The sequence below is a fragment of the Thermomicrobiales bacterium genome (assembly GCA_037045155.1).
Taxonomy (GTDB): domain Bacteria; phylum Chloroflexota; class Chloroflexia; order Thermomicrobiales; family CFX8; genus JAMLIA01.
In genome coordinates, this window is sequence record JBAOIG010000005.1 from 889,287 (window position 1) to 914,387 (window position 25,101).

The window sequence follows — 25,101 nt, forward strand, 5'->3', positions numbered from 1 at the left end:
ACGACTGTTGCGTCACATGGATTCTGACTTACCATTAGCGCTGGACCCTGGGCGGCTGCCGCAAGGGCGAAATCCGAGGGCGTGGCGCCCTGGCAGCAGCTGTCGGGCATGGGGATGGGTGTGCGCGTCATCCGACGCCGTAGTATTGGGAAAGGGCCGGCCGATGGGGCGATTCATCATCAGGCGGCTGATTCAGACGATCCCACTGATCATCGGCATCACGGTCATCACCTTCGCGATCGCGAACCTCGTCCCGGGGAGCCCGGTGTCGGGGCTGGAGTTCAACCCGCGGGCGCGGCCCGAGGACATCGCGCGGATCAAGCAGAGCCTGGGCCTGAACGACCCGCTCTATAAGCGCTACTTCGTCTGGGCCGGCAATGTCGTCCAGGGCGATCTCGGTCTTTCGTTGAAGAACTACCGGCCTGTCCGCCAGCAGATCATGGACAAGCTGCCGAACACGCTGCTGCTGACGGGCTCGGCGCTACTCCTCTCGCTGATCATCTCGATCCCGATCGGGGTCTATTCGGCAGTCAAACGCAATTCGGCGTTCGATAAGATAGCGACTGCCGGCGCAGTGTCGGGCTTCTCGATGCCGACGTTCTGGTTCGGCATCATGCTGATCATTGTGTTCGCCGTGAAGTTCCGCGAATGGGGGTTGCCAGCGTTCCCGGCCGGCGGCGCCTACGATCTGCGCGGCGGCGGCGGGTTCTGGGATCGGATCCACCACCTGATTCTGCCCGCGTTTACGCTGGCCTTCGTTCAGACCGCTGCATGGACCCGCTACATCCGCTCCCAGATGCTCGAGGTGCTTAGCCAGGACTACATGCGCACCGCCACGGCCAAGGGCTTGCATAGCCGCGCGGTTATCTTCCGCCACGGCCTGCGCAATGCCGTCCTGCCACTGGTGACGCTGCTCGGCATTGCGATCCCCGACCTGTTCGGCGGAGCACTGATCCTCGAGACGGTGTTCAACTGGCCGGGGATGGGGCTACTTGCCTACAACGCCGCGATCGGTAAGGACTACCCGATGATCATGGGTATTGTCCTGTTCGTCGGGACGCTGGTCATCCTTGGCAATCTGATCGCCGACGTTTGCTACGGTCTGCTCGATCCGCGTATCCGGCTGGAGTAGTGCGGCGTACTCGCCTGCCGAAACGACGACTGGCACAAAGGAGATAGACGTGGGATCGGTTCCGTCTGCGCCGGGCACTACAACAGCTGACTCTTCGAAAGCGGCAGACCGCACTTCGTTGGAGGGGGTAGGCAAACCTCGAACCTACCTCGGCATGGCCTCGCGTCGTTTTCGTGGCAACAAGATGGCAATGGTTGGCCTGTTCTTCGTGCTCCTGATGATTCTGACTGCGATTGCCGCCCCGCTGGTGAGCAAGCACGTTACAGGCCATACACCCAACGCCCAGAATCTGCGGCTCAAGTTCTCGGGCTTCAACGAGAATGGCTTCCTGCTGGGCTCCGACAACCTCGGCCGCGACACGGCAACCCGTCTCGTCTATGGCGCGCGGGTCAGCCTTGCGGTCGCCGGGATGGCGATGTTCTTCGCGATCACGATCGGCGCTGTCGTCGGCGTCGTCGCTGGCTACTACGGCGGTATCGTCGACACGCTGCTCATGCGGTATGTCGACATGATGCTCTCGATCCCGACCCTCTTCATCCTGCTGCTAGTCGCCTCGATGTTCACACTGAGCCCGGTGGCGCTCGCGCTGGTTATTGCCTTCGTCTCATGGGTGACGCTCTCGCGACTCATCCGTGGCGAGGTCATTTCGGTGAAGGAGCGTGACTATATCGACGCCGCCCGCGTCGTTGGGGTCGGCGACCGGCGCATCATGTGGCGGCACATCCTGCCGAATGTCCTGCCGGTCGTCATCGTCTGGGCGTCGCTGACGGTGCCTGCGCTGATCCTCGTCGAGGCGTCGCTGTCGTACCTGGGCCTCGGCGTCCAGCCGCCAACAGCCTCGTGGGGGAACATGCTCTCGCAGGCGCAGCTCTCCTATACACAGTCGATCCTGGTCGTCTTCCTGCCGGGTTTGACGATCTATCTGACGGTCTTCGCCATCAACCTGGTCGGCAACGGCCTGCGCGATGCCCTCGACCCGCGTCTGACGGACTGAGCAACGAGCGAACGCACAGCATAGTGAGACGGGGCGGCCAGCCTGGCCGCCCCGTTCGCGTGTCCTCAGGTGAGATGCGCTCGCCAGGCCGACCAGTTCCAGGAGCCGAGGTGGATGACGCGGTTTCCTCCGCCGTAATCGACGACCTCCAGGTGGTTCGCCTGCGTGTGGCGGGGGAGCCCGGTGGTCGGCTGCCAGGTGTTCCCTGCGTCGCGGCTGAACCATGCGCCGCCGCTGCCGGCCAGGATCAGCACGGCGGGGTCTCGGGCTCGATCGACCTCGAGCGCGTCGATGGAGGTTCCGGCTGGGCCGCTGATTGTCTCCCAGGTGATGAGGTTTGTCGTCCTCAGGAGCGTCTGGCCGGCCAGACAGAAGGCCAGGCCGCCGCCGACGACCGTCACCCGCCTGACCGCTGAGTTCCCAAGACCTGCCGGCAGCGTCAGCTCGACGACCGATCCGGTAGCCGTGTCCAGCCGATAGATATGCGGTCCGGCTGTGCCAACAATCAGCCAACGGCCATCCAGCGTTGCCAACCCACCGATCGCCGCTGGCACGGCGCCGAGCTTCTTCCAGTAGAAGCGCTCGTTGGCAGGGTTCGTCGCGGCCCCCTTGTCGAACATCCCGACCACGTCCCCGGTTGCCACGCCATCGCCAGCGATCGCGACCATCAGGTTGCTGGTTCCGGGATCCTTCCAGGCCGGGTATGACACGCGACTCGCGATCGGCATGAACTGACTGCCGGCTGGATAGCCAGGAGGCTCGAGAGGGACGGGGTCGGTGAACTTCGCGCCGTCCCAGCGTGACCACTTCATGTCGACATCGTCGTTGCCGCCGCGCAGGACGACATCGGGCGTGACGAACAGGGCGCGGAAGCCATCGCCGCCGTCGAACAGCTCTTGCCAGGCTTCTCCGTCGGCGGTCAGATAGATGTTGCCGTTGTCCTGTAGCGCGCCGACGAGCAAGCCCGGGTAGGCCGAGCTGGCGCTCAGTGCCTGGCCGGCTGGTGAATTTCGACCGTCGAACATCAGCGTCGGGAAGTGCTGGTTGCGCGATGTATCCCAGGTCACCCCCGTATCGCGGCTGACGAAGATCCCGCCGTCGCCTCCGGTCAGCACCGTCTGACCAGAGCCATCGAACCGGTCGAAGGCGATGCAGAGGCTATCGGCATGGAAGCTGTTGTCGGCGACGTTTGGCCAACGCGCTGCGTCCCAGGTCTGCGCGGCGTCGGTCGATCCGAGCAGTCCACTCCGCCGGCCCGCAAGCAGGACGAGGTCGCGATTGGTCGGGTGGGCGGCGAGCTTCAGGTTGCGTTCGGCCTGGTAGCCCATATCGACCGTCCCGCCGACCCCAGGCGGCTTCAGGTAGGTCAAGTTCGGGTCGGTGTACGGGATCGACCAGGTGCGTCCGCCGTCGTCCGAGCGCAGCACCGCGAGCCAGGCGTTGTCCATGCTGTCTTCGACCGCGGCGTAGACTCGCGATCGGTCTGCAGGGGAGGATGAGAGCGCGCCGTTCGCCATTCGTGCGACGACTGTCGTCAGCCGTGCGTCGGCCGGCGGCCCGCCGGTTCCGGGAGTTGTGGTGGACCACTGAAGGCCGCCCCCACCCCAGGTCGCGGCGAAGAACGCGCCGCCGGGCGCGCCGGCACGGTAGCAGACGATTCCATCGCCGGGTCCCTGGCAGAGCGCCAACATGTTGCCGGTATTGACCAGTGGGTCGGACGACCAGGCATAACCGACGGCGGTTGTGGCCGGGATCGCGGACCACCAGATCCCGGAGTTTGTTGCGACGACGACCAGATTACGACCGGGCAGCACGAGGATGTCGTTGATCGTTGCGCCGGGCCGTGGCGCGCCGGGGAATATGCCCCCCATGCCTGGCAGACCGTTGACCCGTTTCCAGGAGAGCAGCGGCAGGAGGACGCCTGGGTCGGACTCCATCATGCCGGCGGCCGTCCCGCAGTAGAAGTGGTTGTCGCCGCGTGTTCCACGCGAGAGGCTCCGGATGCGGACCTCCGGCCAGTCGAGGCTCAGCGGGAAGGATGGCCCGCCCGGCTGGACGGTCCAGAGCCCGCTCTCCTCGGTTCCAACCAGGAGCCGGTCGCCGGGGGTCGGCCCCAACGATTCCACCGCCTGAACCCGGCCGGCCATATAGAACCCGCCGCCAACTTCGAGTCCGCCATCCGTTGGCCTGGTCCACTTCAACGCGAGCCCCGGCTGGACGTAGAGCTCGTGCGCGGATCGCTGCTGGCCACAGAGCCGGGCGGTCACGTTCACACGCTGCTCGACGCGCAGCGTCTCGCTGACGCCTACTCGCCCGGTCGGTCCGGCCACCCACGCCTCGCCTGCCAGATGGCCGTTGACGACTATCGTCACCAGACAGCCCGGCAGCAGATCAATGACCGTCACCGATCGGTCGCCGTCGATTGGCTGCTCGATCCGGAATGGCGGCAGGTCGGTCTCGCCTTCGACCTCGCGCTCGGCGACACCGCGAGCGCAGCCGCTGACTTCGGCGCGGATGTGGTCCATCTGCCCATTGGGAAGGGGGTGGAGCAGCGGCGGGAATACCTCGACATCAACGACGCTGCCGGTCGCGAAGGCGTGGCCGATCCGGCCCTTCAGCAGTTCGGAGTACACCTGGACGAACGAGCCATCGGCAACGCCAGACACGCGGACGACCCCGGCGCAGGCGACGAGCCGCTCGGGTATCATCGGCGCGACCCCTTCGGCCGGTTGGGTAACGACTGCCGGCACGGCGGATGCCGGCCCGTAGACATCGCAAAGGCCCTGGACGACCGTGAGTTGCTGTCCTGGCGTAAGAGTCACCCCGGCCAGGTCCACCTCTTGCGACTCCTCGGCCGCTTCGAAGACCAGCAACTCTGTTGCGCCAGACATCACCTTGACTGTCGCCGAGGGGACCAGACCGTAGGCCCAGAATAGCAACGACCCCGGGCAGGGCTGGCTGCCGATCCACGGAGCGCCCGGCGGGCCGGGGTCGACCGTCGCCGACACATTATCGCTGGGTCGCGATTCACAGTGGATGTCACCCATTTCCTGCCGGAAGACGAGTGATTCGCCACCCTTCAACGGCGGATCGACCCGCCCGTACAGCTCCTGATCGGTCACTGGCCAGGTGTAGACTCCGTCGTCGCGTTCCATGTACAAGGTCGCGCCGACCTGCAGCCCGGTGATGTGGAGGACGCGCATGCAGGCGAGCAGCGGCGGAATGACCGGGGTCGGGAGCTCCCCGTTTGCCCCGCGGTGTATTTGTTCGGCCGGTAACGAGTCGACGGATGGCGCGGGCGCCCCGCCGCACGCCTCCGCTGTTGCGGTCAACACCTCACTGCCACCGATTGGTCGATTCAGTGGGACGACCGCTCGGCTGCCAGCAGCCGTGACCTTCCCGAGAAACATACCGCCACGATCCAGAATCGAGACGGTTGCTCCAGGAGCGAGGCGATCGATGACGGCAATGGCGGTGCAAGCCACCAACGGGCCGGCGAACTGCGGTGGGGACGCGGATCGGTCCTGGACGGTTGCTCCGATGCCCGACGCAGGGCTGACATCGGCGCCGCGACTCTGGCGGGCTCGGACGATCTGGCCCGGCTGGAGGCTGACACCGGGGTTCAAGGGGAACCACTGGTCGGGCCAATCGGCCGGCCCCCCGCCGACAGGACCAGCCACGCCGTCGAGGAGGATGTCGACGCGCGCTCCATGGAGTTGACCTTTGACGCGGACCTGTGTGCTACAGACGGAAAGCTCGCCGACGATCACCGGAGCCATCAACCCCATCGCGCGTCTCCTTTCCCGGGCAGGTATTGCTGTGATGGCTGCATCGTGTTCCCAGGATCGGAGACCGTCAACTGTCCTGCCGGACATCTGTCGCCTGTCCGGGTGTCTCCCCGGTCGAATCCGGTGGTACCATGGTTCGCTGGGCGCCAGCGGCCTGCCGACGACGGTGTCGACCCTGGGGCGTCCGTAGTGGCCTGGAGGAAGGCTACGTGCAACGACATGGTCCACCGATGGGCCGGATGTCTCCGGAGCCCGGCTCCGGACGCGCGCTCGGACGCGCCATCGGTTATCTCCGTCAATATCGGCTCGATGCGGCCGGCGCGTTGCTCGCGCTCATCGTCGTCTCAGCCGCCAACCTGGCCGTCCCGCAGGTGCTGCGGGTGGCGATCGATCGCGGCGTCGATGGCCGCAATGGGACAGTGGTTGCGCTGGCAGCCGCCAGCCTGGTTGGGCTGGCGCTAGTCCGCGGGCTGTCGTCGTTCCTCCAGGGCTATCTGTCCGAGCGGGCCTCACAGGGGGTCGCCTTTGACCTGCGTGAGGCGTTGTTTGCCCGGATCGAGCGACTTTCGTTCGCGTACTTCGACCGCGTCGAGGCCGGCCAGCTCATCAGTCGCATTACCAACGATGTCGAGCAGATCCGCCAGTTCGCCGGGACGGGGGTTATCCAGCTCGCTTCGGCCTTCATCATGCTGCTCGGCACGACCACGCTGTTGTTGATCATCAACTGGCGATTAGCGCTGGTCGCGCTGGCGGCCATCCCGCTGATTCTTCTGGTGCTGCTGCGCTTCGTCCGGTCGGTCTTCCCGATCTTCGGCCAGCTGCAGCGCGCGATTGGGAAGCTCAACGCTGTCCTCCAGGAAGACCTCGTCGGGATGCGGGTGATTCGCATCTTTGGCCAGGAGCAGCGCGAGATCGCCCGCTACAGGGTGGCGAACGATGAGCTGCTGGACCGTAACGTCGCGGCGCTGAATGCCTTCGGCAACAACTTCCCGCTCGTGTTCTTCGCCGGCAACGTCGGCCTGCTCGGCGTCGTCTGGATCGGCGGACGCGAGGTCATCGGCGCGCAGCTCACGATAGGCGAGCTGGTCGCGTTCACTGCCTACCTCAACTATCTGCTGTTCCCGATCCTGACGATCGGCTTTCAGATGGCGACGATCTCTCGCGCGGGCGCATCGGCACTGCGAGTCTTTGATGTGCTCGACGAGCCGGACGACCTGGTCGAGAGACCGGATGCGCGTGTGTTGCCGCATCTCAACGGCGGGATCGAGTTCCGCAACGTTCACTTTCGGTACCCAGGCGCGGAACAGGAGATCCTTTCGGGGATCGATCTGACGATCCAGTCGGGGCAGACTGCGGCGATCATCGGCACCACAGGGTCGGGGAAGAGCAGCCTTGTCAGCCTGATCTCGCGCTTCTACGATGTGTCCTCCGGCGCAGTGCTGATTGACGGCCAGGATGTCCGCGAGGTGACGCTGTCCAGCCTTCGTGGGCAGATCGGCATCGTGATGCAGGAGACGCTGCTCTTCTCCGGCACGATCCGCGACAACATCGCCTATGGCCGGCCAGAGGCCAGTGACGCCGAGATTGTCCAGGCGGCGCAGGCTGCTCAGGCGGCAGAGTTCATCGAGACACTGCCGGCCGGATTCGACACCATCGTCGGCGAGCGCGGGCTAGGTCTTTCGGGTGGCCAGCGACAGCGCATCGCGATCGCCCGCGCGCTGCTGGTCGATCCGCGGATTCTGATCCTCGACGACAGCACATCATCGGTCGATGCGCGGACCGAGGCTGCTATCCAGGAGGCGCTCGACCGGCTGATGCGTGAGGGCGGGCGCACTGTCGTCGTCATCGCCCAACGGATCAGCACTGTCCGTGACGCCGACATCATCGTCGTCCTCGATGCCGGCAAGGTCGTTGCCCAGGGCACGCACGCGGAGCTCCTTGAGGAGAGCGCCATCTATAACGAGATCATCCAGTCGCAGCTTGTCGATGACCGAACCACGGAAGCGGCGATGGCAGGAGGCGACCGGTGAGACCACCGATCGAATCGTTTGCGGATCACGAGCAAGCTGCCAATCAGCGCGCCGTTGCCGGCCGGCTGATCGGCGAGGCGCGACCATACTGGCGACAGTGGCTGCTGGTACTGGCGCTGGTGCTGATGAGCGCGGTGGCGCAGGCGGGGGCGCCCTGGCTGATCGGGCGCGCGGTGGATGACGCGATCGTGGCGGGAAACCGCCACGAGCTGACGCTGCTGATGCTCCCGTTGCTGGGTCTCTATCTGATGGGCGCGCTGGCGATGCGCGGGCAGATCCGCATTGTCGGGAGAGTCGGACAGTCTCTCCTGGCCTCGCTGCGTGGGCGGCTGTTCGACCGTTTTCTGCGCGTGCCGTTGCGCTTCTTCGATCGCCAGCCGATCGGCGACCTGATGAGCCGGGTCATCAACGATGTTGAGACGCTCAACCAGTTCTTCTCCCAGATTCTCTCGCAGACGCTCGGCTCGATCTTTGCTCTGATCGGCGTCATTGTCGCCATGCTGTTGCTCGACTGGCGATTGGCGCTAGTCAGCTTCGCGGTCATCCCGATCATGCTGGTGACGACCTCGTACTTTGGTCGCCGGGCGCGCGTTGTCTATCGTCGGGCGCGCGAGACGACCGGCGATGTAACGGCCGGCCTGCAGGAGGAAATCGCCGGAGTTCGTGAGGCGCAGGCATTCAACCGCACCGGCCAGAATATCAGCCGTTTCCGGGAACGCAACGCTGCGAACCGCGACGCCAACGTGCAGGCGGTCGGCGTATCCTCGGCGTTCGCTCCGGCGATCGACATCCTCTCGACACTGGCAGTCGCCGTCGTGATTGCCTATGGCGGCTACCTCGTCGTTCACGATGCGCTGACGGTCGGCGTGCTGACAGCGTTCGTCCTCTACGTTCAGCAGTTCTTCCGGCCACTGCAGATGCTCTCGACGATGTATGCCCAGGTGCAGGCGGGACTGGCCGGCGCCGAGCGGATCTACACGGTCCTCGACGAGCCGGCCGAGCCGGCGGATGCCGCCACCGCCATCGCGCTCGACACTCTCCGGGGCGAGATCGAGTTCCGGCATGTTCGCTTCGGTTACGAGACGGGTCGCGACGTGTTGCACGACGTCAGCTTCCGCGTTGCCGCGGGCCAGACAGTCGCCCTCGTCGGGAGGACCGGCGCTGGCAAGACGACGATCGCAAACCTGATCCCGCGCTTCTACGATGTTGATGATGGCGCGCTGCGGATCGATGGACATGACGTTCGCGAGATCACCCGCGAGAGTCTGCGGGCAGGGATCGCCGTCGTCCTCCAGGAGCCGTTCCTCTTCGCCGGGACGATCGCCGATAACATTGCCTACGGTCGCCCAGACGCGCCTCGCGCCGAGATCGAGGCGGCGGCGGAGGCGACCGGCGCGGCCACCTTCATCGCGATGTTGCCGGATGGGTACGAGACTGTGCTGGGCGAGGGGGGCGGCAATGTCAGTCGCGGCCAGCGCCAACTGCTGACGTTCGCGCGCGCGATCCTGGCCGACCCGCGCATCCTGATCCTCGACGAAGCGACGAGCAACGTTGACACTCGCACCGAGCGGGTTATCCAGCAGGCACTGACGCAGTTGATGGCCGGCAGAACGAGCATCGTCATTGCCCACCGCCTGAGCACTATTCGCACTGCCGACCTGATCCTCGTGATCGAGGATGGGCGAATCGTCGAGCAGGGGAGCCACGCCGGGCTGCTAGCGGAGGGTGGCGCCTACGCCGCCCTCTATCGCCATCAGTTTCGCGATGAGCCGACCGCAGTCGCGGCGGACTGACCGCAGCGACTGGCATGAAATGCCAGGATGGCAGCCGCCCTTGTGCCCTGTCATCCTGAGCGGATGCGAAGGATCTCCCCCGGTTCGATTGTTTCCGGCCGAGGGGAGATCCCTCATTGCGATTCGGGATGACAGGCGACACGGTCGGCTATCGAACCCGCAGCGTCGCAGTGGCGGACTACTCAGCCCAGCCGCATCGCGAGCCCGGTAACCTCGCGGACGCGATCCATCTTCGGCGTCGCGATCTCGCGGGCGCGCTCGGTGCCGCGGTCGAGGATGCGCATCAGCTCGCCCGGGTCGGCCGACAGCTCGGCAAGGCGCTGCTGGATCGGCTCCATGTGGTTGGCGACGACTTCGGCCAGATCCTTCTTGAACTGGCCGTAGCCGGAGCTGGCGTAGCGTTGCTCCAGCGCGGCAATCGGCTCATCACTGAAGAGAGAGTAGATTGTCAGCAGGTTCGAGACGGCCGGCTTGTCCTCGCGGTAGACAATGTCCGAGCCGGAGTCGGTGACAGCCCGCATGATCTTCTTGCGGATCTCGGAGGGCGTGTCCTGAAATGCGATATACGAGGCCGGCGCGCCGGACTTGCTCATCTTCTTCGTCGGATCGTCGAGACTCATGATCCGCGCACCCTCGGCCTGGATGTCTGCTGCGGGAATGACGAACGTGTCGCCGAACGTCGCGTTGAAGCGCTGGGCGACGTCGCGTGTCAGCTCCAGATGCTGTCGCTGATCCTCGCCAACCGGGACCGAGTCGGTGTCGTAGAGCAGGATGTCGGCGGCCATCAGGACCGGATAGAAGAACAGGCCGGCGCCGGCGCGCTCGTCGCCGCGACCCTTGTCCTTGAACTGCGTCATGCGGTTTAGCTCGCCGAACATCGTCTGGGTCGAGAGGATCCAGGTCAGCTCGGAGTGTTCTGGCACCTCGGACTGGACGAACAGGATCGCCTTCTCCGGGTCGATCCCGCAGGCGATCAGGACTGCGGCGAGGTCGAGCGTGCGCTGTCGCAGATCGTCGGCGGTGAACGGCTGGGTCATGGCGTGGAGGTTGACGATCGAGTGGATGCTCTGGTGCTGGTGTTGCTGGATCACCCAGCGGCGGATCGCGCCCAGGTAGTTCCCGATCGTCACCGCGCCGCTCGGCTGGATGCCGGAGAAGACGCGCCTGGGGCTGCTGGCCGGTCTGGTTGCCGCCGGCCGCGGCTGTGTCTCGACGACCATCGTCGTGCCCGGTCCTTTCCATATCCGAAGCCTGTCCGCCCCGGTATCGCTATCGACAGACAACAAAAAACCCTCGTCCCTGTCTCGGGACGAAGGCGTCTGGCGCGCTCCGCGGTACCACCCGGATTGGCTCGTCCCTCGCGAGACGGCCCTCCTTGTTAGATACGGAACGCATCACGCGTCCGATATCCAGCCCCGGGTAACGGTAGAGCCCTCCGGCGCCGCCTACTGAGGCCATTAGCCTGTTCGGAGCGCAACTCCCGGATCCATTCCACGCCTGCTGCGGCGCCGGCCTCTCACCACCTGCCGGCTCGCTGACCCGTGCTCGGGCGCGTACTCGTTCCGTTCGTCGTCGTTCGCGTCTTCACTTGTCGTGCCGATCGTAGCAATCCGTTGGCGTCGCGTCAACGTCACATCGTCGCGCGCGGGGTGGGCAGCGTAGGATTAGCGCGGCAAGGGAGGATACGGTGCGTATTCACATCGGGATGGATCCCAATATTCTGAAGCTTGGGCCGTTCGTGCTCGCCTGGCATGGCGTCCTGACGGTTGTTGCGATCTTCGTTGCGCTCTGGATCTTCCAGATCGGCCTTCGCGAACGTCGTGTGACGTTGGAGGGCTTCGATTCGTTCGTGCTCTGGTCGATCGCCGGGGGCATTATCGGCGCGCGTGTCTTCTTTCTGATCGACCACGCCGGCTATTTCGTCGATCACCCCGGCGAGGCAATCAAGATCAACGAGGGTGGTCTGGCGATCTGGGGGGCGGTGATCGGTGGCTTTATTGCTGTCGCGGCGCTCTGCTGGGCACGCAAGTATCCGTTCCGCAAGGTGATCGACGCGATCGCTCCGGGCCTGATCGTCGCCCAGGCGGTTGGCCGGATCGGCTGCGCGATCAACGGCGACGCCTGGGGCGCGCCGACGAGCTGGCCGTTCGCGTTCATCTATACCAACCCGAACGCGCTCCTCCCCAGCCGCCTGCTGAATGTGCCGACCCATCCATATCCGGTTTACGACATGATCATGGCGATGCTGATCCTCGCAGTCATCTGGCCGCTGCGGAAACGTGGGCTGCCAGATGGCTCGATCTTTGCCGTCTACGCCGCGCTCTATGGCGCGACGCGGTTCGTCATTTCCTATGTTCGCGAGGAGCGTGTCTGGTTCTGGGGAATGCAGGAGGCGCAGGTTGTTTCGCTCGTCGTCGTCGTGCTGGCGCTGATCGCGTTGGCCTGGCTTCTCCGGGGGCGGCCGGCGACTGCGACGGAAACCGAGATGGCTATCTCCGCTGACCAGATTGCTCACCGATAGCGGGACATAACGACTGCGCTGCTGCGGCGTTATCAGTGCAGAACGACGATGCCCTGCGACCGACGCAGCCCCGTACAATGGGGCGTATCCCGCCGTGACACATGTGACGCCTGTGGTGAAGTGAGCCAGCGCCATGTCGGTATCGTCATCTTCGTACATCCTGATAGGCCATCACCGACGTATAGTGAAATGTCGCCTCATATCGGCATCGCGAGGATCCGTTGAGTGAGCGGATCCGCCGGTTGGAGGTGGTGTCGGGTGACGCCGATCGGTCCACGTCTGCCGAGCCAGCAGACGAAGTGCTGGTAAGCCGCGTCTGTGACGGTGATACGGCGGCGCTGGAGGCGCTCTACAGCCGGTATGCGCGGGTTGTTTATTCCTTCGCTGCGCGCATCGTTGGTGATGGATCGACCGCTGAGGAGATTCTCCAGGAGGCGTTCGTCCGGACCTGGCGACAGGCTGAGACGTATCGGACCGGTCGCGGCAGTTTCGCCAGCTGGTTACTGAGCATCACCCACAATCTGGCGATCGACGAGTTGCGACGCCGCCAGCGCCGGCCCCAGCGGTTCGATGGCGCTGACGTTCATGAGGTAATGGACGGGCTTGTCGATGACGCAGCCAGCGTCGAAGAGGCGGCCGAAGCGGCTCTGCTGCGCGAGCGTGTTGGGCGGGCGATGGCATCACTCCCCGACGCGCAGCGAGTAGCAATCGAGTATGCGTTCTATCACTCGATGTCACAACGTGAGATCGCCGCGCATCTCGGCGAACCACTTGGGACGATCAAGACCCGGCTTCGGCTGGGAATGCGGAAGCTGAAGGACGCGTTGGCCGATGAGGAGATCATCGGAGGACGCTAGAACGCGAGACGAGTAAGGGTGGATGTTGGTGAGCGCCGAGCATGATGATCTGTCCGGCCATGGTGAGGACGACGATGGGCACGTCCGAGGCCTGATACCGGCCTTCGCGCTCCATGCGCTCGATCCCGACGACGCTGAACGAGTGCGTGGCCATATCGCGCTTTGCGACGCTTGTGCGGCCGAGCTCGTGGCATACGAGCGGGCGGTCGAAGCGCTGCCGTATGCTGCGCCGGCCATGTCAGTGCCGCTGCGCGCGCGGGCGGCGCTTCTGTTGCGGATCGATGAGCGTGAGCCCGTGTCGGCGGCGTCCGCCAGGCGGCGCGAGCGCCGCCGGTTTGGCTGGCTGCCGGCCAGCCCACGGCTGGCTGGAGCGCTGGCTGCGCCTGCGTTGGTCCTCCTCCTCGTCATCGGTGTCATGGGCGCCCGGCTTTACGAACAGCAGCAGCGAATCGAGGCGATTCAGGCCGAGCAGGATCGCACTGTGCGGACGCTTGCCGAAGCACCGGTAACGGTCGGGTCCACCTTCATTGCGCCGTTCGCTGCCGATCGAGATCTGGCGCCCGACGCCAAGGCCAAGCTCATCGTCAATCGCGAGTCCGATAGCGCGTTGATCGTGGCAGTCGACCTTCCAACGCCAGCCGAGGGGCAGCGGTACATCGTCTGGATGCGTTTCGCCGACGGAACGGATTTCGCCAATGGCGGCGAGCTGAGGGTCGATCCGGACGGCGGCAAGGCCACCTTGATGATTCAGCCATTCGGCGGGTTAGCGAGATACGAAGCAGTTGTCATAACATCCGAACCAATCGCGTCCACCGGTGGGCCGAGCAGCCCCAGTCTGTTGACTGCTGTGCTCGGAGCGCCGTAGTGATATCCACCTCTTGCGGGTGTCGGCCGCAGTCGAGGGGGTGTCCAGCCGTATCTGTCTCGCGGAATTCGCCGAAGCAAGTCGCGGAGGCGAGTCTTCCGGAGGGTGAGCATGGAGGGATGTTGTCCTGTCGAATACGTCAGGCGTCGTGGGAAGGCGCATTCCTGGTCTGGTCATATACTGATGTCACACAGTGACGATCTCCGCTGAGACGCATGCCGACCGGTCTCTGGTCTCGCGTAGTGCGCGTCTCACCGACAGGGGATTGATGCTGTAGATTTTCGCGTGGTCTTGCCGAGGGGCAGAATCGTGCCGATCCTGCAAGCGCAGGAATGGGTCGACTGAGGAGAGGGGTTCGAGGACAGATGGATGAGTTCGTGAAACCAGAGGATCTGGCGGCGCAGACGCTGCGTTCGCGGCTGTCGCGTCGTGGCCTCCTGCGCCGCGTCGCGGTGCTGGGCCTGGCGACGCCGGTAGTCGGCACCTTGCTGGCGGCCTGCGGCGGCAGCAGCGAGACGGCGACGAAGCCGGCCGAAGCGACCAAGCCGGCCGGCGGCGGCACGGAGGCGACCAAGCCCGCCGAGGCGACCCAGCCTGCCGGCAGCACACCGGAGGCGACCGCGCCGTCCGGCGGCGCCGAGGCGACGGCGACAGAGAGCGGTTCGGGGAGCGCCGAGCCGGCCGGCAAGATCGTCATCATCCAGGGTGTCGATGCCAACTCGCTCGATCCCCTGCTGCGCAACTCGACGCCGGAGTTCAACCTGAACCTCCACATCTACGACATGTTCCTCAAGCGCGATGCTGAGACGCTCGAGCTGGTGCCGAATATCGTCGAGAAGTGGGAGTCGGTCGACACCAACACCTGGCACCTGACGCTGGTTGAGGGCGCCAAGTTCCACGATGGCACGCCGGTGGATCCGGCGGCGGTGGTCTTCACCTTCGATCGCGCGAACAAGCCGAAGATCGGCGAGAAGCCGCGGGTCTCGTCATTTGCCAAGCAGATCGGCTACGTGAGCTCGAGCGCGCTCGACGCGAAGACGGTCGAGATCAAGACGAATAAGCCGGCCGCGCTTCTGCCATCTGGTCTCGCCAGCCTGGAAGTCTGCCCGCCGAGCTACTTCACGGACGAATCGCCGGAGAATCTAGCCAAGATCGCCGAGTCGCCAATGGGCTCCGGCCCGTACAAGTTCGTCGAGTGGAAGCGGGACGACCACTTCACCTGCGAGGCGAACCCGGACTACTGGGGCAAGAAGCCGTCGATCAAGACGGTCACGTTCCGGCCGGTTCCGGAGCTGTCTGCCCGCGTGGTTGCGTTGCAGAACGGCGAGGCGCAGATCGTCACGAACATCGCGCCGGACGTCGCGCCGCAGGTCGCGCAGAGCGACGCGGCGCGCATCTCGAAGGTGACCGGTGGCCGGATCATCTTCCTGGGCATCCGCTGCGACAGGCCGCCGTTCGATGATGTCCGCGTGCGTCAGGCAATCAACTACGCGATCGACTTCGATTCGATTATCACGGCGTTGCTGGACGGCAACGGCAAGCGCGCATCGACGATCGTGAACCCACCGCACCAGAATCCCGACCTGAAGCCGTACGCGTACGACCCGGAGAAGGCAAAGGCGCTGCTGGCGGAGGCCGGCGTTGCGCCGGGCTTCGAGATCACGATGGACGCGCCGAGCGGCCGGTACATCAAGGACGCCGAGATGGCCCAGGCGATCGCCCAGAACCTGGAGGCGATCGGGCTGAAGGTCAACCTGAAGGTGCTGGAGTGGTCGGTGTATGCCGGCGAGCTGATCGCGTCCGACAAGCTGGACGAGCTCTTCTTCCTGGGCCTGGGCTCTTCGTTCACTGGCGAGGACGAGCTGTACTATGTCCACCCGGACTTCTCGCTGAACTTCACTCGCTGGAACAACGCGGACTTCAACAGTCTCTACGACAAGCTGACGAACTCGCTCGACGAGAAGGAGCGTCAGGATCTGATGAACAAGCTGCAGGTAATCGTGATGGACGATTGCCCGTGGGCGCCGCTGTGGCAGCAGGTCGACTTCTACGGGGCGAGCAAGAAGATCAAGTGGGAGGCTCGGGCGGACGAGCGGATTACTGCGACCGAGGCCAGCTACATCAGCTAGCGTGCGGTAACGATCGATAATCGCGAGGCGTCGATCTGGGGATCGTCCGGGAACCGGATCGATCATGTTCCGGAGACGCCTCGCGACCCTGAACTGGAACTTTTCTCGAGTCGATCGCCGGCAGCGCAATTCTCTCCACGATGGAGGGGTGTGTTGTCGGGTTCGTCGGGCGGAATGTCGTAGGTTGAGGCGTGCTTGACTTTGCTGTCTGCCGTCGCCTACCATCAGTCACTGGCTCAATGAAGAGTTGGCTTCCGCTTGAAACGCACACTGGCCGGTTCGCGATGTCGCGAAAACCGAGCGCTCGTGCGTTTTGTGTACATGGGGTCGACATATCGGATTCTGGCATGGCGCCACTGGCAATGGGCCGTGCTACGCGTGCATCTGGGGGGATGCCGCTGGCTTGAGGAGAGGGGTCTGAGACCAATGAACGAGATCGTGAAACCAGAGGATCTGGCGGCGCAGACGCTGCGTTCGCGGCTGTCGCGTCGTGGCCTGCTGCGCCGCGTCGCGGTGCTGGGGCTGGCGACGCCGGTGGTCGGCACCTTGCTGGCGGCCTGCGGCGGCAGCAGTGAGACGGCGACGAAGCCGGCCGAAGCGACCAAGCCGGCCGGTGGTGGCGCCGAGGCGACCAAGCCTGCCGGCAGCACACCGGCCGCGACTGCGCCGTCTGGTGGCGCCGAGGCCACCGCGACCGAGAGCGGTACGGGCAGCGCCGAGCCGGCCGGCAAGATCGTCATCATCCAGGGCGTCGACGCGAACACGCTCGACCCGCTGCTGCGCAACTCGACGCCGGAGTTCAACCTGAACCTCCACATCTACGACATGTTCCTCAAGCGCGATGCTGAGACGCTCGAGCTGATGCCGAACATTGTCGAGAAGTGGGAAGCGGTCGATGACACGACCTGGCACCTGACGCTGGTTGAGGGCGCCAAGTTCCACGATGGCACGCCGGTGGATCCGGAGGCAGCGGTCTTCACCTTCGAGCGTGCGAACAAGCCGAAGATCGGCGAGAAGCCGCGCGTTCAGGGTCTGGCCAAGCAGATCGGCTACGTGAGCTCGAGCGCGCTCGACGCGAAGACGGTCGAGATCAAGACGAACAAGCCGGCCGCGATCTTCCCGGCGCTGATGACGAGCTTCGAGATCTGCCCGCCGAGCTACTTCACGGACGAATCGCCGGAGAATCTGGCCAAGATCGCCCAGTCACCAATGGGCTCCGGCCCGTACAAGTTCGTCGAGTGGAAGCGGGACGACCACTTCACCTGCGAGGCGAACCCGGACTACTGGGGCAAGAAGCCGTCGATCAAGACGGTCACCTTCCGGCCGGTCCCAGAGCTATCTGCCCGCGTCGTGTCCTTGCAGAACGACGAGGCGCAGATCGTCACGAACATCGCGCCGGACGTCGCGCCACAGGTCGACCAGAGCGATAACGCGCGCATCTCGAAGGTGACCGGTGGCCGGATCATCTTCCTGGGCATCCGCTGCGACAAGCCGCCGTTCGATGATGTCCGCGTGCGCCAGGCTTTGAACTACGCTGTGGACTTCGATTCGATTATCACGGCGCTGCTGGACGACAACGGCGAGCGTGCCTCGACGATCGTGAACCCACCGCACCAGAACAAGGACCTGAAGCCGTACGCGTACGACCCGGAGAAGGCCAAGGCGTTGCTGGCCGAGGCCGGCGTTGCGCCGGGCTTCGAGATCACGATGGACGCGCCGAGCGGCCGGTACATCAAGGACGCTGAGATGGCGCAGGCGATCGCTCAGAACTTCGAGGCGATCGGGCTCAAGGTCAACCTGAAGGTGCTGGAGTGGTCGGTGTACGCCGGCGAGCTGCTGCCCTCGGGCGAGCCAGACCCAGTGTACTTCCTGGGACTCGGGGCTCCGTTCACTGGCGAGCAGGAGCTGTACTACGTCCACCCCGATTACTCGTTGAACTACACTCGCTGGAACAACGCGGACTTCAACAGTCTCTACGACAAGCTGACGAACTCGCTCGACGAGAAGGAGCGTCAGGATCTGATGAACAAGCTGCAGGCGATCGTCATGGACGATTGCCCGTGGGTTCCGCTGTGGCATCAGGTCGACTTCTACGGGGCGAGCAAGAAGATCAAGTGGGAGGCCCGGGCGGACGAGCGGATCGACGCGACCGAGGCCAGCTACATTAGCTAGCGTAGTTTGCCGGGGAGCCGCGAGCGGTTCCCCGGCATTGTCCACCGTAGACTGGAAGTAGGTCCGCGATGACCCGCTATATCATTCGGCGGCTCCTGCAATCGTTCCTGGTTGTCATCGGGGTGTCGATCCTCGTCTTCGTCATCCTGTTCCAAACCGGCGACCCGGCTATTCTGATGGCCAGCCCGGACGCATCGAAGGAGGAGGTCGAGCAGCTGCGGCATGACCTCGGCTTCGACCGGCCGATCTACGTGCAGTACTGGGACTTTGCCTCCAAGGCGTTACGTGGCGACTTCGGCACGTCGTTGCGGCAGGGTCAGCCGGTGTTCAAGCTGATCAAGCAGCGCATACCGGCGACGCTGAAGCTGGCGTTGACCGCGTTCGCTATCTCGGTGATTGTCTCGATTCCGATCGGGATCATCTCGGCGACGAAACGCAACAGCATCTGGGACAACCTGGTTATGGGCCTTGCGCTGCTCGGGCAGTCACTGCCGGCCTTCTTCCTCGGAGTCGTGCTCATCTTCCTCTTCGCCGGCAAGCTCAAGTGGCTGCCGTCGTACGGCCAGGGTGACGGGACGTTCGTCGATACGGCCAGACACCTGGTTCTGCCGGCGATCACGCTGGCGACATTCTCGCTGGCCCGCAGCGCTCGCCTCGTCCGCTCCAGCCTGCTCGAGGTTCTCGGCCTCGACTTTGTGCGGACCGCGCGGGCGAAGGGGTTGACCGAATCGGCGGTGACCTACCGCCATGCGCTGAAGAATGCGCTGATCCCGGTCATCACGATCTTCGGCCTGGAGTTCGGCACGTTGCTTGGCGGCGCGGTCATTACCGAGACCGTCTTCGCATGGCCGGGGATTGGCCGGATGATCATCCTGGCGATTCAGCAGCGCGACTTCCCGGTCGTCGTCGGAGCGGTGACGATCATCGCGGTGATGTTCGTCTTCCTGAACCTGATCGTCGATCTCCTGTATGGTGTTGTCGATCCGCGGGTTCGGTACGGCTGATCGGACAAGGGGAGTAGTAGATGGGTCAGACAGCCTCCACCGCGCCACAAACCCTCGCCGAGGAGACAGGGCGCTCGACGAAGCGTAAGACGCCGCGGATTGTTCGCAGCCTGTTGCAGAACAAGTTGGCGTTGTTCAGTGTCTTCATCATGGTGCTGATCGTGATTGCCGCGATCGGGGCGCCGCTGCTGGCGCCGCACAATCCCAAGGCCGGCGTGCTGATCGACAGCAAGAAGCCGCCGATGTGGGCCGCCAAGGGCAGCTCGAAGTACGTCCTCGGCACCGACGCGCTGGGGCGCGACATCCTCTCGCGGGTGCTCTACGGGGCGCGCATCTCGTTGATCGTCGGCGTCGTCGCCGTGCTGATCGCAGGCGCGATCGGGATCGTCCTCGGGCTCGTCTCCGGGTTCTACGGGGGGCGGATCGACGACATCATCATGCGCTTTGCCGATATCCAGCTGGCGGTGCCGTTCATCCTGCTCGCGATCGCGATCCTGGCTGTGCTGGGGCAGGGGCTGGACAAGATCATCCTGACGCTGGGCATCTCTGGGTGGGTCACCTACGGGCGCGTCGTCCGCGGGCAGGTGATGTCGTGGCGGGAGAAGGACTTCGTTGAGGCGGCGCGGGCGATCGGCGCGCGCAACGGCACGATCATGTTCAAGCACATCCTGCCGAACACGTTCGCCTCGATCATCGTCATCGCCAGCTTCGCGGTGGCCAGCACAATCCTGGCCGAGGCGTCGCTGTCGTTCCTGGGCCTCGGCGTCCCACCGGACGTGCCGACCTGGGGCGGCATGGTGGCGGCCGGCCGCGACTACATCATCACCGGGCAGTGGTGGATCTACACCTTCCCGGGCGTCGCGATCATGCTGACGGTGATGTCGATCAACGCCATCGGCGACTGGCTGCGCGACTTCCTCGACCCGCGCCTGCGGTTGTAGATCGCGAGACACGACGAGACAGGAAACGGGCCGGGAGCGGTGAATGCTCCGGCCCGTTTCGAGTGTGGATTTCTGAGATTCTGAGATAGTCTCTCTACTCAGCCGTCGTCATCGTCAGCCAGCCACGCGCTGCCAGCGTCTCCGCACCAAGTCGGCGAAGCAAGACATTGAACGGCGCGTCGTTGTCTGGATGGGATTCGAAGACAGCGCGCTCGAAGTACTGTGTCAGAATGGTATCCCCATCAGCGTTTGTCTCCATCATCGGCTCCGAAAGTGGGAAGCCGAAGAGCGCCAGAGACTCACGGAACGAGATGCCGGGATCGCCGAGGTCAAGGCCGCCACCCGACCATGCAGCCATGAATTCTGGCGCGATCGCGTGGCCCGTCTCCGGGAAAATACCGGGCGTACCAGGGCTCGCAGTTGGGAAGTCGCGCCAATCGCGGCCCTGCGCCACCAGCAGCTCGGCACCGAGACGTCCTAGCAGTACCTCATACGGGGTGTCAGCATTCTCCGGGTGATACTCGAAGCGCTGCCGCTCGGTGAATTGCACCGTATAGACTTTACCGGTATCGGCGTTCAGCTCCAGGAACTCATCGGTCAGTGGGAAGCCCAAGGTCGGCAGTCCACCACTTGCCTCCCAGAATGCGCGAAAGCCGAGCCGCAGAGTGTGGCTGGTCTCGGGGAAGCAGGTGACGGATTCGGCTGGCTCATTGCAATCACCAACCGGTGCCGTAGGCAGGACTGTGACCAACGGCGCAGCGTGGATCGCTCCGTCCGTATTGCCCCCCTGTCGCCAGACGAGCATGCCATTGGACAGATCAGGGGAGTCTGCGGCGCTAGCTGGCTCTTCGCTCCCAGCTGCGATCAGGAAGTTGCTGTTCGTTTGCAGATCGTAGCCACGTAGGTCGACCCAGTTGGCCCCAGCCCGATGATCCTCCCAGATGACATACCGGCCATCTGTCGTCGGCCGCTGGCTGTAGGCCGGTAGCGGTGCGTCCGCCTCGCTGTCGGCTGCCAGATCGAATGCATGCAACGTGAACGTCGTGTCGATAACGACGACCGTGTCACCCGCCACGTCAAAGCCGAATGAGCCATTCACCCCCCTGCTGAATGGCTGTCCTTCGAAGACCACCGTCGGCTCACTCTCGCCGACTCGCATGGTGAGTAGTTGCCAGCGATCGGTCGCGCCATCGGGTTTCAACTCTTCCCAGACGACTCGACCACCATCGATGGCCGGTGCATGGAGATTCTCACCAGTCGTGAGGACAACGGGCTCCTCGTTTCCGGCCAATTCCTTCGCCATCAGCGTTGTGCCGCTGACCCACACCACCCAGCCGTCCGAGATCGCGGCTTGCGATCCGCCGGTCGCGATATCAAATCGCTCACCAGTGTTCAGATCCATGCCCACGACATCGTAGCTGTACGATGGTGTGTCGTGTTCCTCCGACCAGACGACGACGCCATTATCAATAGCTGGTGCCGAAGCCTGGACTGCATCAGTTGTGACAGCGATGGTCTCCCCGGTCGTCAGGTCGGCAGCATAGATATCAGCCGCACCCATATCGCCGTCGCGATAGCCCAGCCAGACGACGTAGCGGCCGTCTGTCCGCGGGGCCGCCTGGTTGCCCGACGGATCGAAGATGTTGCCTGTCGAATCGGGAGCAGTTGCGCTGGCGGTCGGGGCAACAACCATCAGCAGTAACGCCACTGCCGCCACCGTGCGTTTCAAATACATAAGGTGGGTGACCCCTCCACATGTGCCTGCGCTGAGTGTTACTGCACTCAGCGCAGGCTCTCTACCTCTCGCTACGGGCTGGATGTCTGGTAATTCTGGAACCATCGCTTTTGAAGCCCCGCGCTATCCAATCCGTCCGCCCGGTTGTTCCAACCTCTCACAATCCAGACTGTGACCGCCTCGGTATTGTGCCGATGGTACGCAAGGAAGCGACTCAGATCATTCTCAAACAGGTGGGTAACGCTGTCCCCAGCTCGACATCCAACGCTCCCCGTGCTCGGCCAGGTTGAGTTTTGGGTTAGCCCAGAAGCCCCAAAGCAGTCAGTGCGCGCCATTTGTCCGGGATTCCAGCCAAACTCGGTGATCATCGTCCGAACCGTGCTGGAGTTTACTCGGCCCTGTAGCCAGGTGTTGAACCAGTTCCACGAGTTGTTGACGACCCCGCCGGACCCATCCGCATCATAGCTTGGTGCAGGATATGTGTGGTATGTCATCCGGCCGTAGAGACTGATCAGCCCCTGGAGATGATCGTAGAAATTGGATCCGTTATCCAGAAGGCGGTAGATATCAGCCATCGGTGGCGTCCATAGTTGCATCGCCTGCAACCGGGTTCGGATCGTCGCGTTGGGATGGTTGTATCGGTAGTAATCAGTGGTGTACCACGCATCAACATAGAATTGGTTGATGGCCTGGTACTTCCGGTAGTCGTAGACACCCGTCCACCGATATGAACGTGTCACACCGTTGGTGACCCAGGTACATGCTGGCTGACCATCCTTGCAGACATCTCCCCAGCCCTCTGCAAGGTTCGGCTCATTGTCGACCTGAATGTGCTTGATCCAGTCGAACGTGGAAGCGAGGCTGATGATCGTCTGCGCCACATCTTCCGGCGTGTCACCGCCTGAACTGCCTGGCTCGGCATTCGGCCACAAGCGCACGACTGGCCGAACGCTATACGTTGACTGCCAATACTTGAGCCAATCTGCGATGGCGGGATTCGTTCCTGCCAGTGGTGAATCTCTGCCGGTGTCGGTAGTCAGGTCGGTGTGCAGAATCAGGAACGAGCCGAACATTGGAGCGTTCCCCGACTTGAGCGCATCGATCGCAGGGCATGCCGTAGCGTTGCAGGGTTGAGGAATGCCACCGTACAGCACCCGCCAGCCGGCGCCAATTGCAACGTGCATCCCTTTGATTGTTGGACGCGTGTACAGTGGAGCAAAGTCCTCCTCAGCCGCGGCTGCCGCGCTGATTTGGCGCTGCTCAGTAAGCATACCGGCGCCTGTTGCAAACGCTTCCTGGATCGGCTGCGCCTGGATCCGTGATCCTGCCAACTGATGATCCTGCCAGTAGAGCATATTGCCGACCACAGTCGGATGAGTCTGATTCCCAGGCATTACAATCAGTGGCGTAGCGTCATGATCACCGACATGGAGGCCATAGATGTCAATTCCTGAGTCAGCGCCGATACTCGGGGCCGCCCAGGTGGTGATCTTCTCGGCGATGGCGATATTCGCGGCTCGTCCAGTGTCGATGCGATCTTCGATGCCCGTTGCCAGATCGCGGACTCTAACGTCAGGATCCGCCCAAACAACCACGCTGCCCTCGATCGCGTATGAAGCCTGTGGGGACATCAGCGAAGTGACAACAGTCGTTTGGCGTGTTCCGAGATCGTATGCTACCAACCGGCTAGCTTGCGCTGAACCAATCTCGCTCCACACAATATACTGATCACTGATGACGGGCCGACCAGCTGAAAACGCCTTTTCCACTGCCGCGACAGGAAACGGCGTGAGCGTCTCTAGGTCAGCAGCCATGACCCGAAGACCCTGTTCGTCGCCTTGCAGCCAGGTCACATGAGAGCGTGAGACCGCAGGATGAGCTTGATCTGCTGGGCCGTCGGCAATTGTGAACGTATTGCCTGTTCGAAGGTCTAGCCCGAGAATGTCGAGCTCACACGTAGGGCAACTGTGTTGGCTGTCCTGCCATACTACGACGTCATCTGAGATTGCAGGCTCAGCTTGGTCACCCTCAGCGAGGGAGATATCGAACACACGACCGGTGTGAATATCCATACCCCGGAGATCCGAGGTGCCGATGCTCGGGTCTGCTTGCCCACCATACCCACCGCCCGAAACCGACGTTGGGAAGAGTCGATCCTCCCAGACGATGGTCGATCCTGCGCCAGTAACGCCGAACTGCTGCCGATTCTCGCGAACACCAATGGACTCGAATGCGGGTTGCGCTGTGACCCTTGACGGCGAGTTCATCGTTGCGATTAGTCCAGCCACCATCGCCAGGATCACGAATGCTGTCACAGCTTTGGCGTGAGAACCCATTCCCTGACCATCCTTTACTTGCAGCTCCTGCTGGCCGGTTACGGCAACGTGCCTCTGTAACCAAAGCAGCGGCAATTCTTGTGTTGCGCTGTAGTTCGAGGACGTGCCCATATTCAAGTGGGGAGGTCGGGTGCAACCATAGACTAGCACGACACATGATTTTGGTCAAGCAAAATGACTTCGGCGATTCGCGCAGGAAACTAGATTGCGTCAGGATTTGTCGTACCGTGACTGACGCGGCGGATGTGTGAAATGGTGAATGTAGTTGGTCGCGGAATCCGTGAGAGCGGTCGACTCTGAACGACGCGACCCCGCACCGCGCTTTGCGCCGCTATCGACGGTGGGTTTGACAATTGGAGGACCACCTCGTTCGGCAAGAGCCCTCGCGGAGATCGAACGCGAGCTGAACCGATGGTTGCCGGCGGGTCCTTCGTGTGCCCTACCTGACTCCGGTTCACGAGACGGCGCGCGCGATCGGCGCACGCAACGGCTCGATCATGTTCAAGCACATCCTGCCGAACACGTTCGCCTCGATCATCGTCATCGCCAGCTTCGCCGTCGCCAGCACGATCCTGGCCGAGGCGTCGCTGTCGTTCCTCGGCCTCAGCGTCCCGCCAGATGTGCCGACCTGGGGTGGCATGGTGGCGGCCGGCCGCGACTACATCATCACCGGGCAGTGGTGGATCTACACCTTCCCCGGGGTTGCGATCATGCTGACGGTGATGTCGATCAACGCCATCGGCGACTGGCTGCGCGACTTCCTCGACCCGCGCCTGCGGTTGTAGACGCGACGCAGAGACACGA

16 protein-coding genes are annotated in these 25,101 nt (G+C 63.7%); 12 read left to right on the top strand and 4 right to left on the bottom strand.

From position 1 onward, the window contains the following. The first annotated feature begins 163 nt into the window (after positions 1-163). Positions 164-1,132: an ABC transporter permease gene (locus V9F06_14240; protein ID MEI2618769.1), complete on the top strand. Its 969-nt coding sequence runs from the start codon at positions 164-166 to the stop codon at positions 1,130-1,132. A 49-nt stretch (positions 1,133-1,181) separates the two neighbouring features. After that, the gene (locus V9F06_14245) at positions 1,182-2,126 is read left to right on the top strand and encodes an ABC transporter permease (protein MEI2618770.1); all 945 of its coding nucleotides are present in this window, start codon (positions 1,182-1,184) and stop codon (positions 2,124-2,126) included. A 65-nt stretch (positions 2,127-2,191) separates the two neighbouring features. On the opposite strand, the gene V9F06_14250 is transcribed toward V9F06_14245, so the two are convergent. Next, positions 2,192-5,914 (bottom strand): hypothetical protein, encoded by a 3,723-nt coding sequence (locus tag V9F06_14250; protein MEI2618771.1) that lies wholly within the window; start codon positions 5,912-5,914, stop codon positions 2,192-2,194. Between the two features lie 209 nt (positions 5,915-6,123). Between V9F06_14250 and V9F06_14255 the strand changes: the two genes are divergently transcribed. Both V9F06_14255 and V9F06_14260 read left to right on the top strand, forming a co-directional pair. Beyond that, positions 6,124-7,944, top strand: coding sequence for an ABC transporter ATP-binding protein (locus tag V9F06_14255; GenBank protein MEI2618772.1), 1,821 nt, complete (start codon positions 6,124-6,126; stop codon positions 7,942-7,944). Continuing rightward, positions 7,941-9,737, top strand: a complete 1,797-nt coding sequence (locus V9F06_14260) for an ABC transporter ATP-binding protein (protein MEI2618773.1) — start codon at positions 7,941-7,943, stop codon at positions 9,735-9,737. The genes V9F06_14255 and V9F06_14260 overlap by 4 nt, the downstream gene beginning before the upstream one ends. A 182-nt stretch (positions 9,738-9,919) precedes the next feature. Here V9F06_14260 and trpS read toward each other — a convergent pair whose 3' ends face one another. After that, a complete protein-coding gene (gene trpS / locus V9F06_14265) occupies positions 9,920-10,957 on the bottom strand; it encodes a tryptophan--tRNA ligase (GenBank protein MEI2618774.1) in 1,038 nt (345 codons plus the stop codon). 467 nt (positions 10,958-11,424) lie between these two features. Here trpS and lgt point away from each other — a divergent pair, with 467 nt between their 5' ends. The 7 genes from lgt to V9F06_14300 all read left to right on the top strand — a co-directional run bounded on the left by lgt (position 11,425) and on the right by V9F06_14300 (position 20,226). Further along, complete coding sequence (gene lgt, locus V9F06_14270; protein ID MEI2618775.1) at positions 11,425-12,258, top strand: prolipoprotein diacylglyceryl transferase; 834 nt, start codon at positions 11,425-11,427, stop codon at positions 12,256-12,258. A gap of 221 nt (positions 12,259-12,479) precedes the next feature. Beyond that, the gene (locus tag V9F06_14275) at positions 12,480-13,115 is read left to right on the top strand and encodes a sigma-70 family RNA polymerase sigma factor (protein MEI2618776.1); all 636 of its coding nucleotides are present in this window, start codon (positions 12,480-12,482) and stop codon (positions 13,113-13,115) included. A 28-nt stretch (positions 13,116-13,143) separates the two neighbouring features. Next, on the top strand, positions 13,144-13,980 hold the full coding sequence (locus V9F06_14280; GenBank protein ID MEI2618777.1) for a zf-HC2 domain-containing protein: 837 nt from the start codon (positions 13,144-13,146) through the stop codon (positions 13,978-13,980). A 365-nt stretch (positions 13,981-14,345) separates the two neighbouring features. Beyond that, positions 14,346-16,109 (top strand): ABC transporter substrate-binding protein, encoded by a 1,764-nt coding sequence (locus V9F06_14285; GenBank protein MEI2618778.1) that lies wholly within the window; start codon positions 14,346-14,348, stop codon positions 16,107-16,109. Between the two features lie 426 nt (positions 16,110-16,535). After that, positions 16,536-18,281: an ABC transporter substrate-binding protein gene (locus V9F06_14290; protein ID MEI2618779.1), complete on the top strand. Its 1,746-nt coding sequence runs from the start codon at positions 16,536-16,538 to the stop codon at positions 18,279-18,281. A gap of 68 nt (positions 18,282-18,349) precedes the next feature. Next, a complete protein-coding gene (locus tag V9F06_14295; GenBank protein ID MEI2618780.1) occupies positions 18,350-19,285 on the top strand; it encodes an ABC transporter permease in 936 nt (311 codons plus the stop codon). 20 nt (positions 19,286-19,305) lie between these two features. Then, entirely contained in the window at positions 19,306-20,226 is a 921-nt protein-coding gene (locus tag V9F06_14300; GenBank protein MEI2618781.1) for an ABC transporter permease, read from the top strand. Between the two features lie 94 nt (positions 20,227-20,320). On the opposite strand, the gene V9F06_14305 is transcribed toward V9F06_14300, so the two are convergent. Both V9F06_14305 and V9F06_14310 read right to left on the bottom strand, forming a co-directional pair. Beyond that, entirely contained in the window at positions 20,321-21,961 is a 1,641-nt protein-coding gene (locus V9F06_14305) for a hypothetical protein (GenBank protein MEI2618782.1), read from the bottom strand. A gap of 71 nt (positions 21,962-22,032) precedes the next feature. Beyond that, positions 22,033-24,297, bottom strand: coding sequence for a hypothetical protein (locus tag V9F06_14310; protein ID MEI2618783.1), 2,265 nt, complete (start codon positions 24,295-24,297; stop codon positions 22,033-22,035). Positions 24,298-24,731: 434 nt separating this feature from the next. Here V9F06_14310 and V9F06_14315 point away from each other — a divergent pair, with 434 nt between their 5' ends. Then, positions 24,732-25,082, top strand: a complete 351-nt coding sequence (locus V9F06_14315) for an ABC transporter permease (GenBank protein MEI2618784.1) — start codon at positions 24,732-24,734, stop codon at positions 25,080-25,082. Positions 25,083-25,101: the final 19 nt, after the last annotated feature.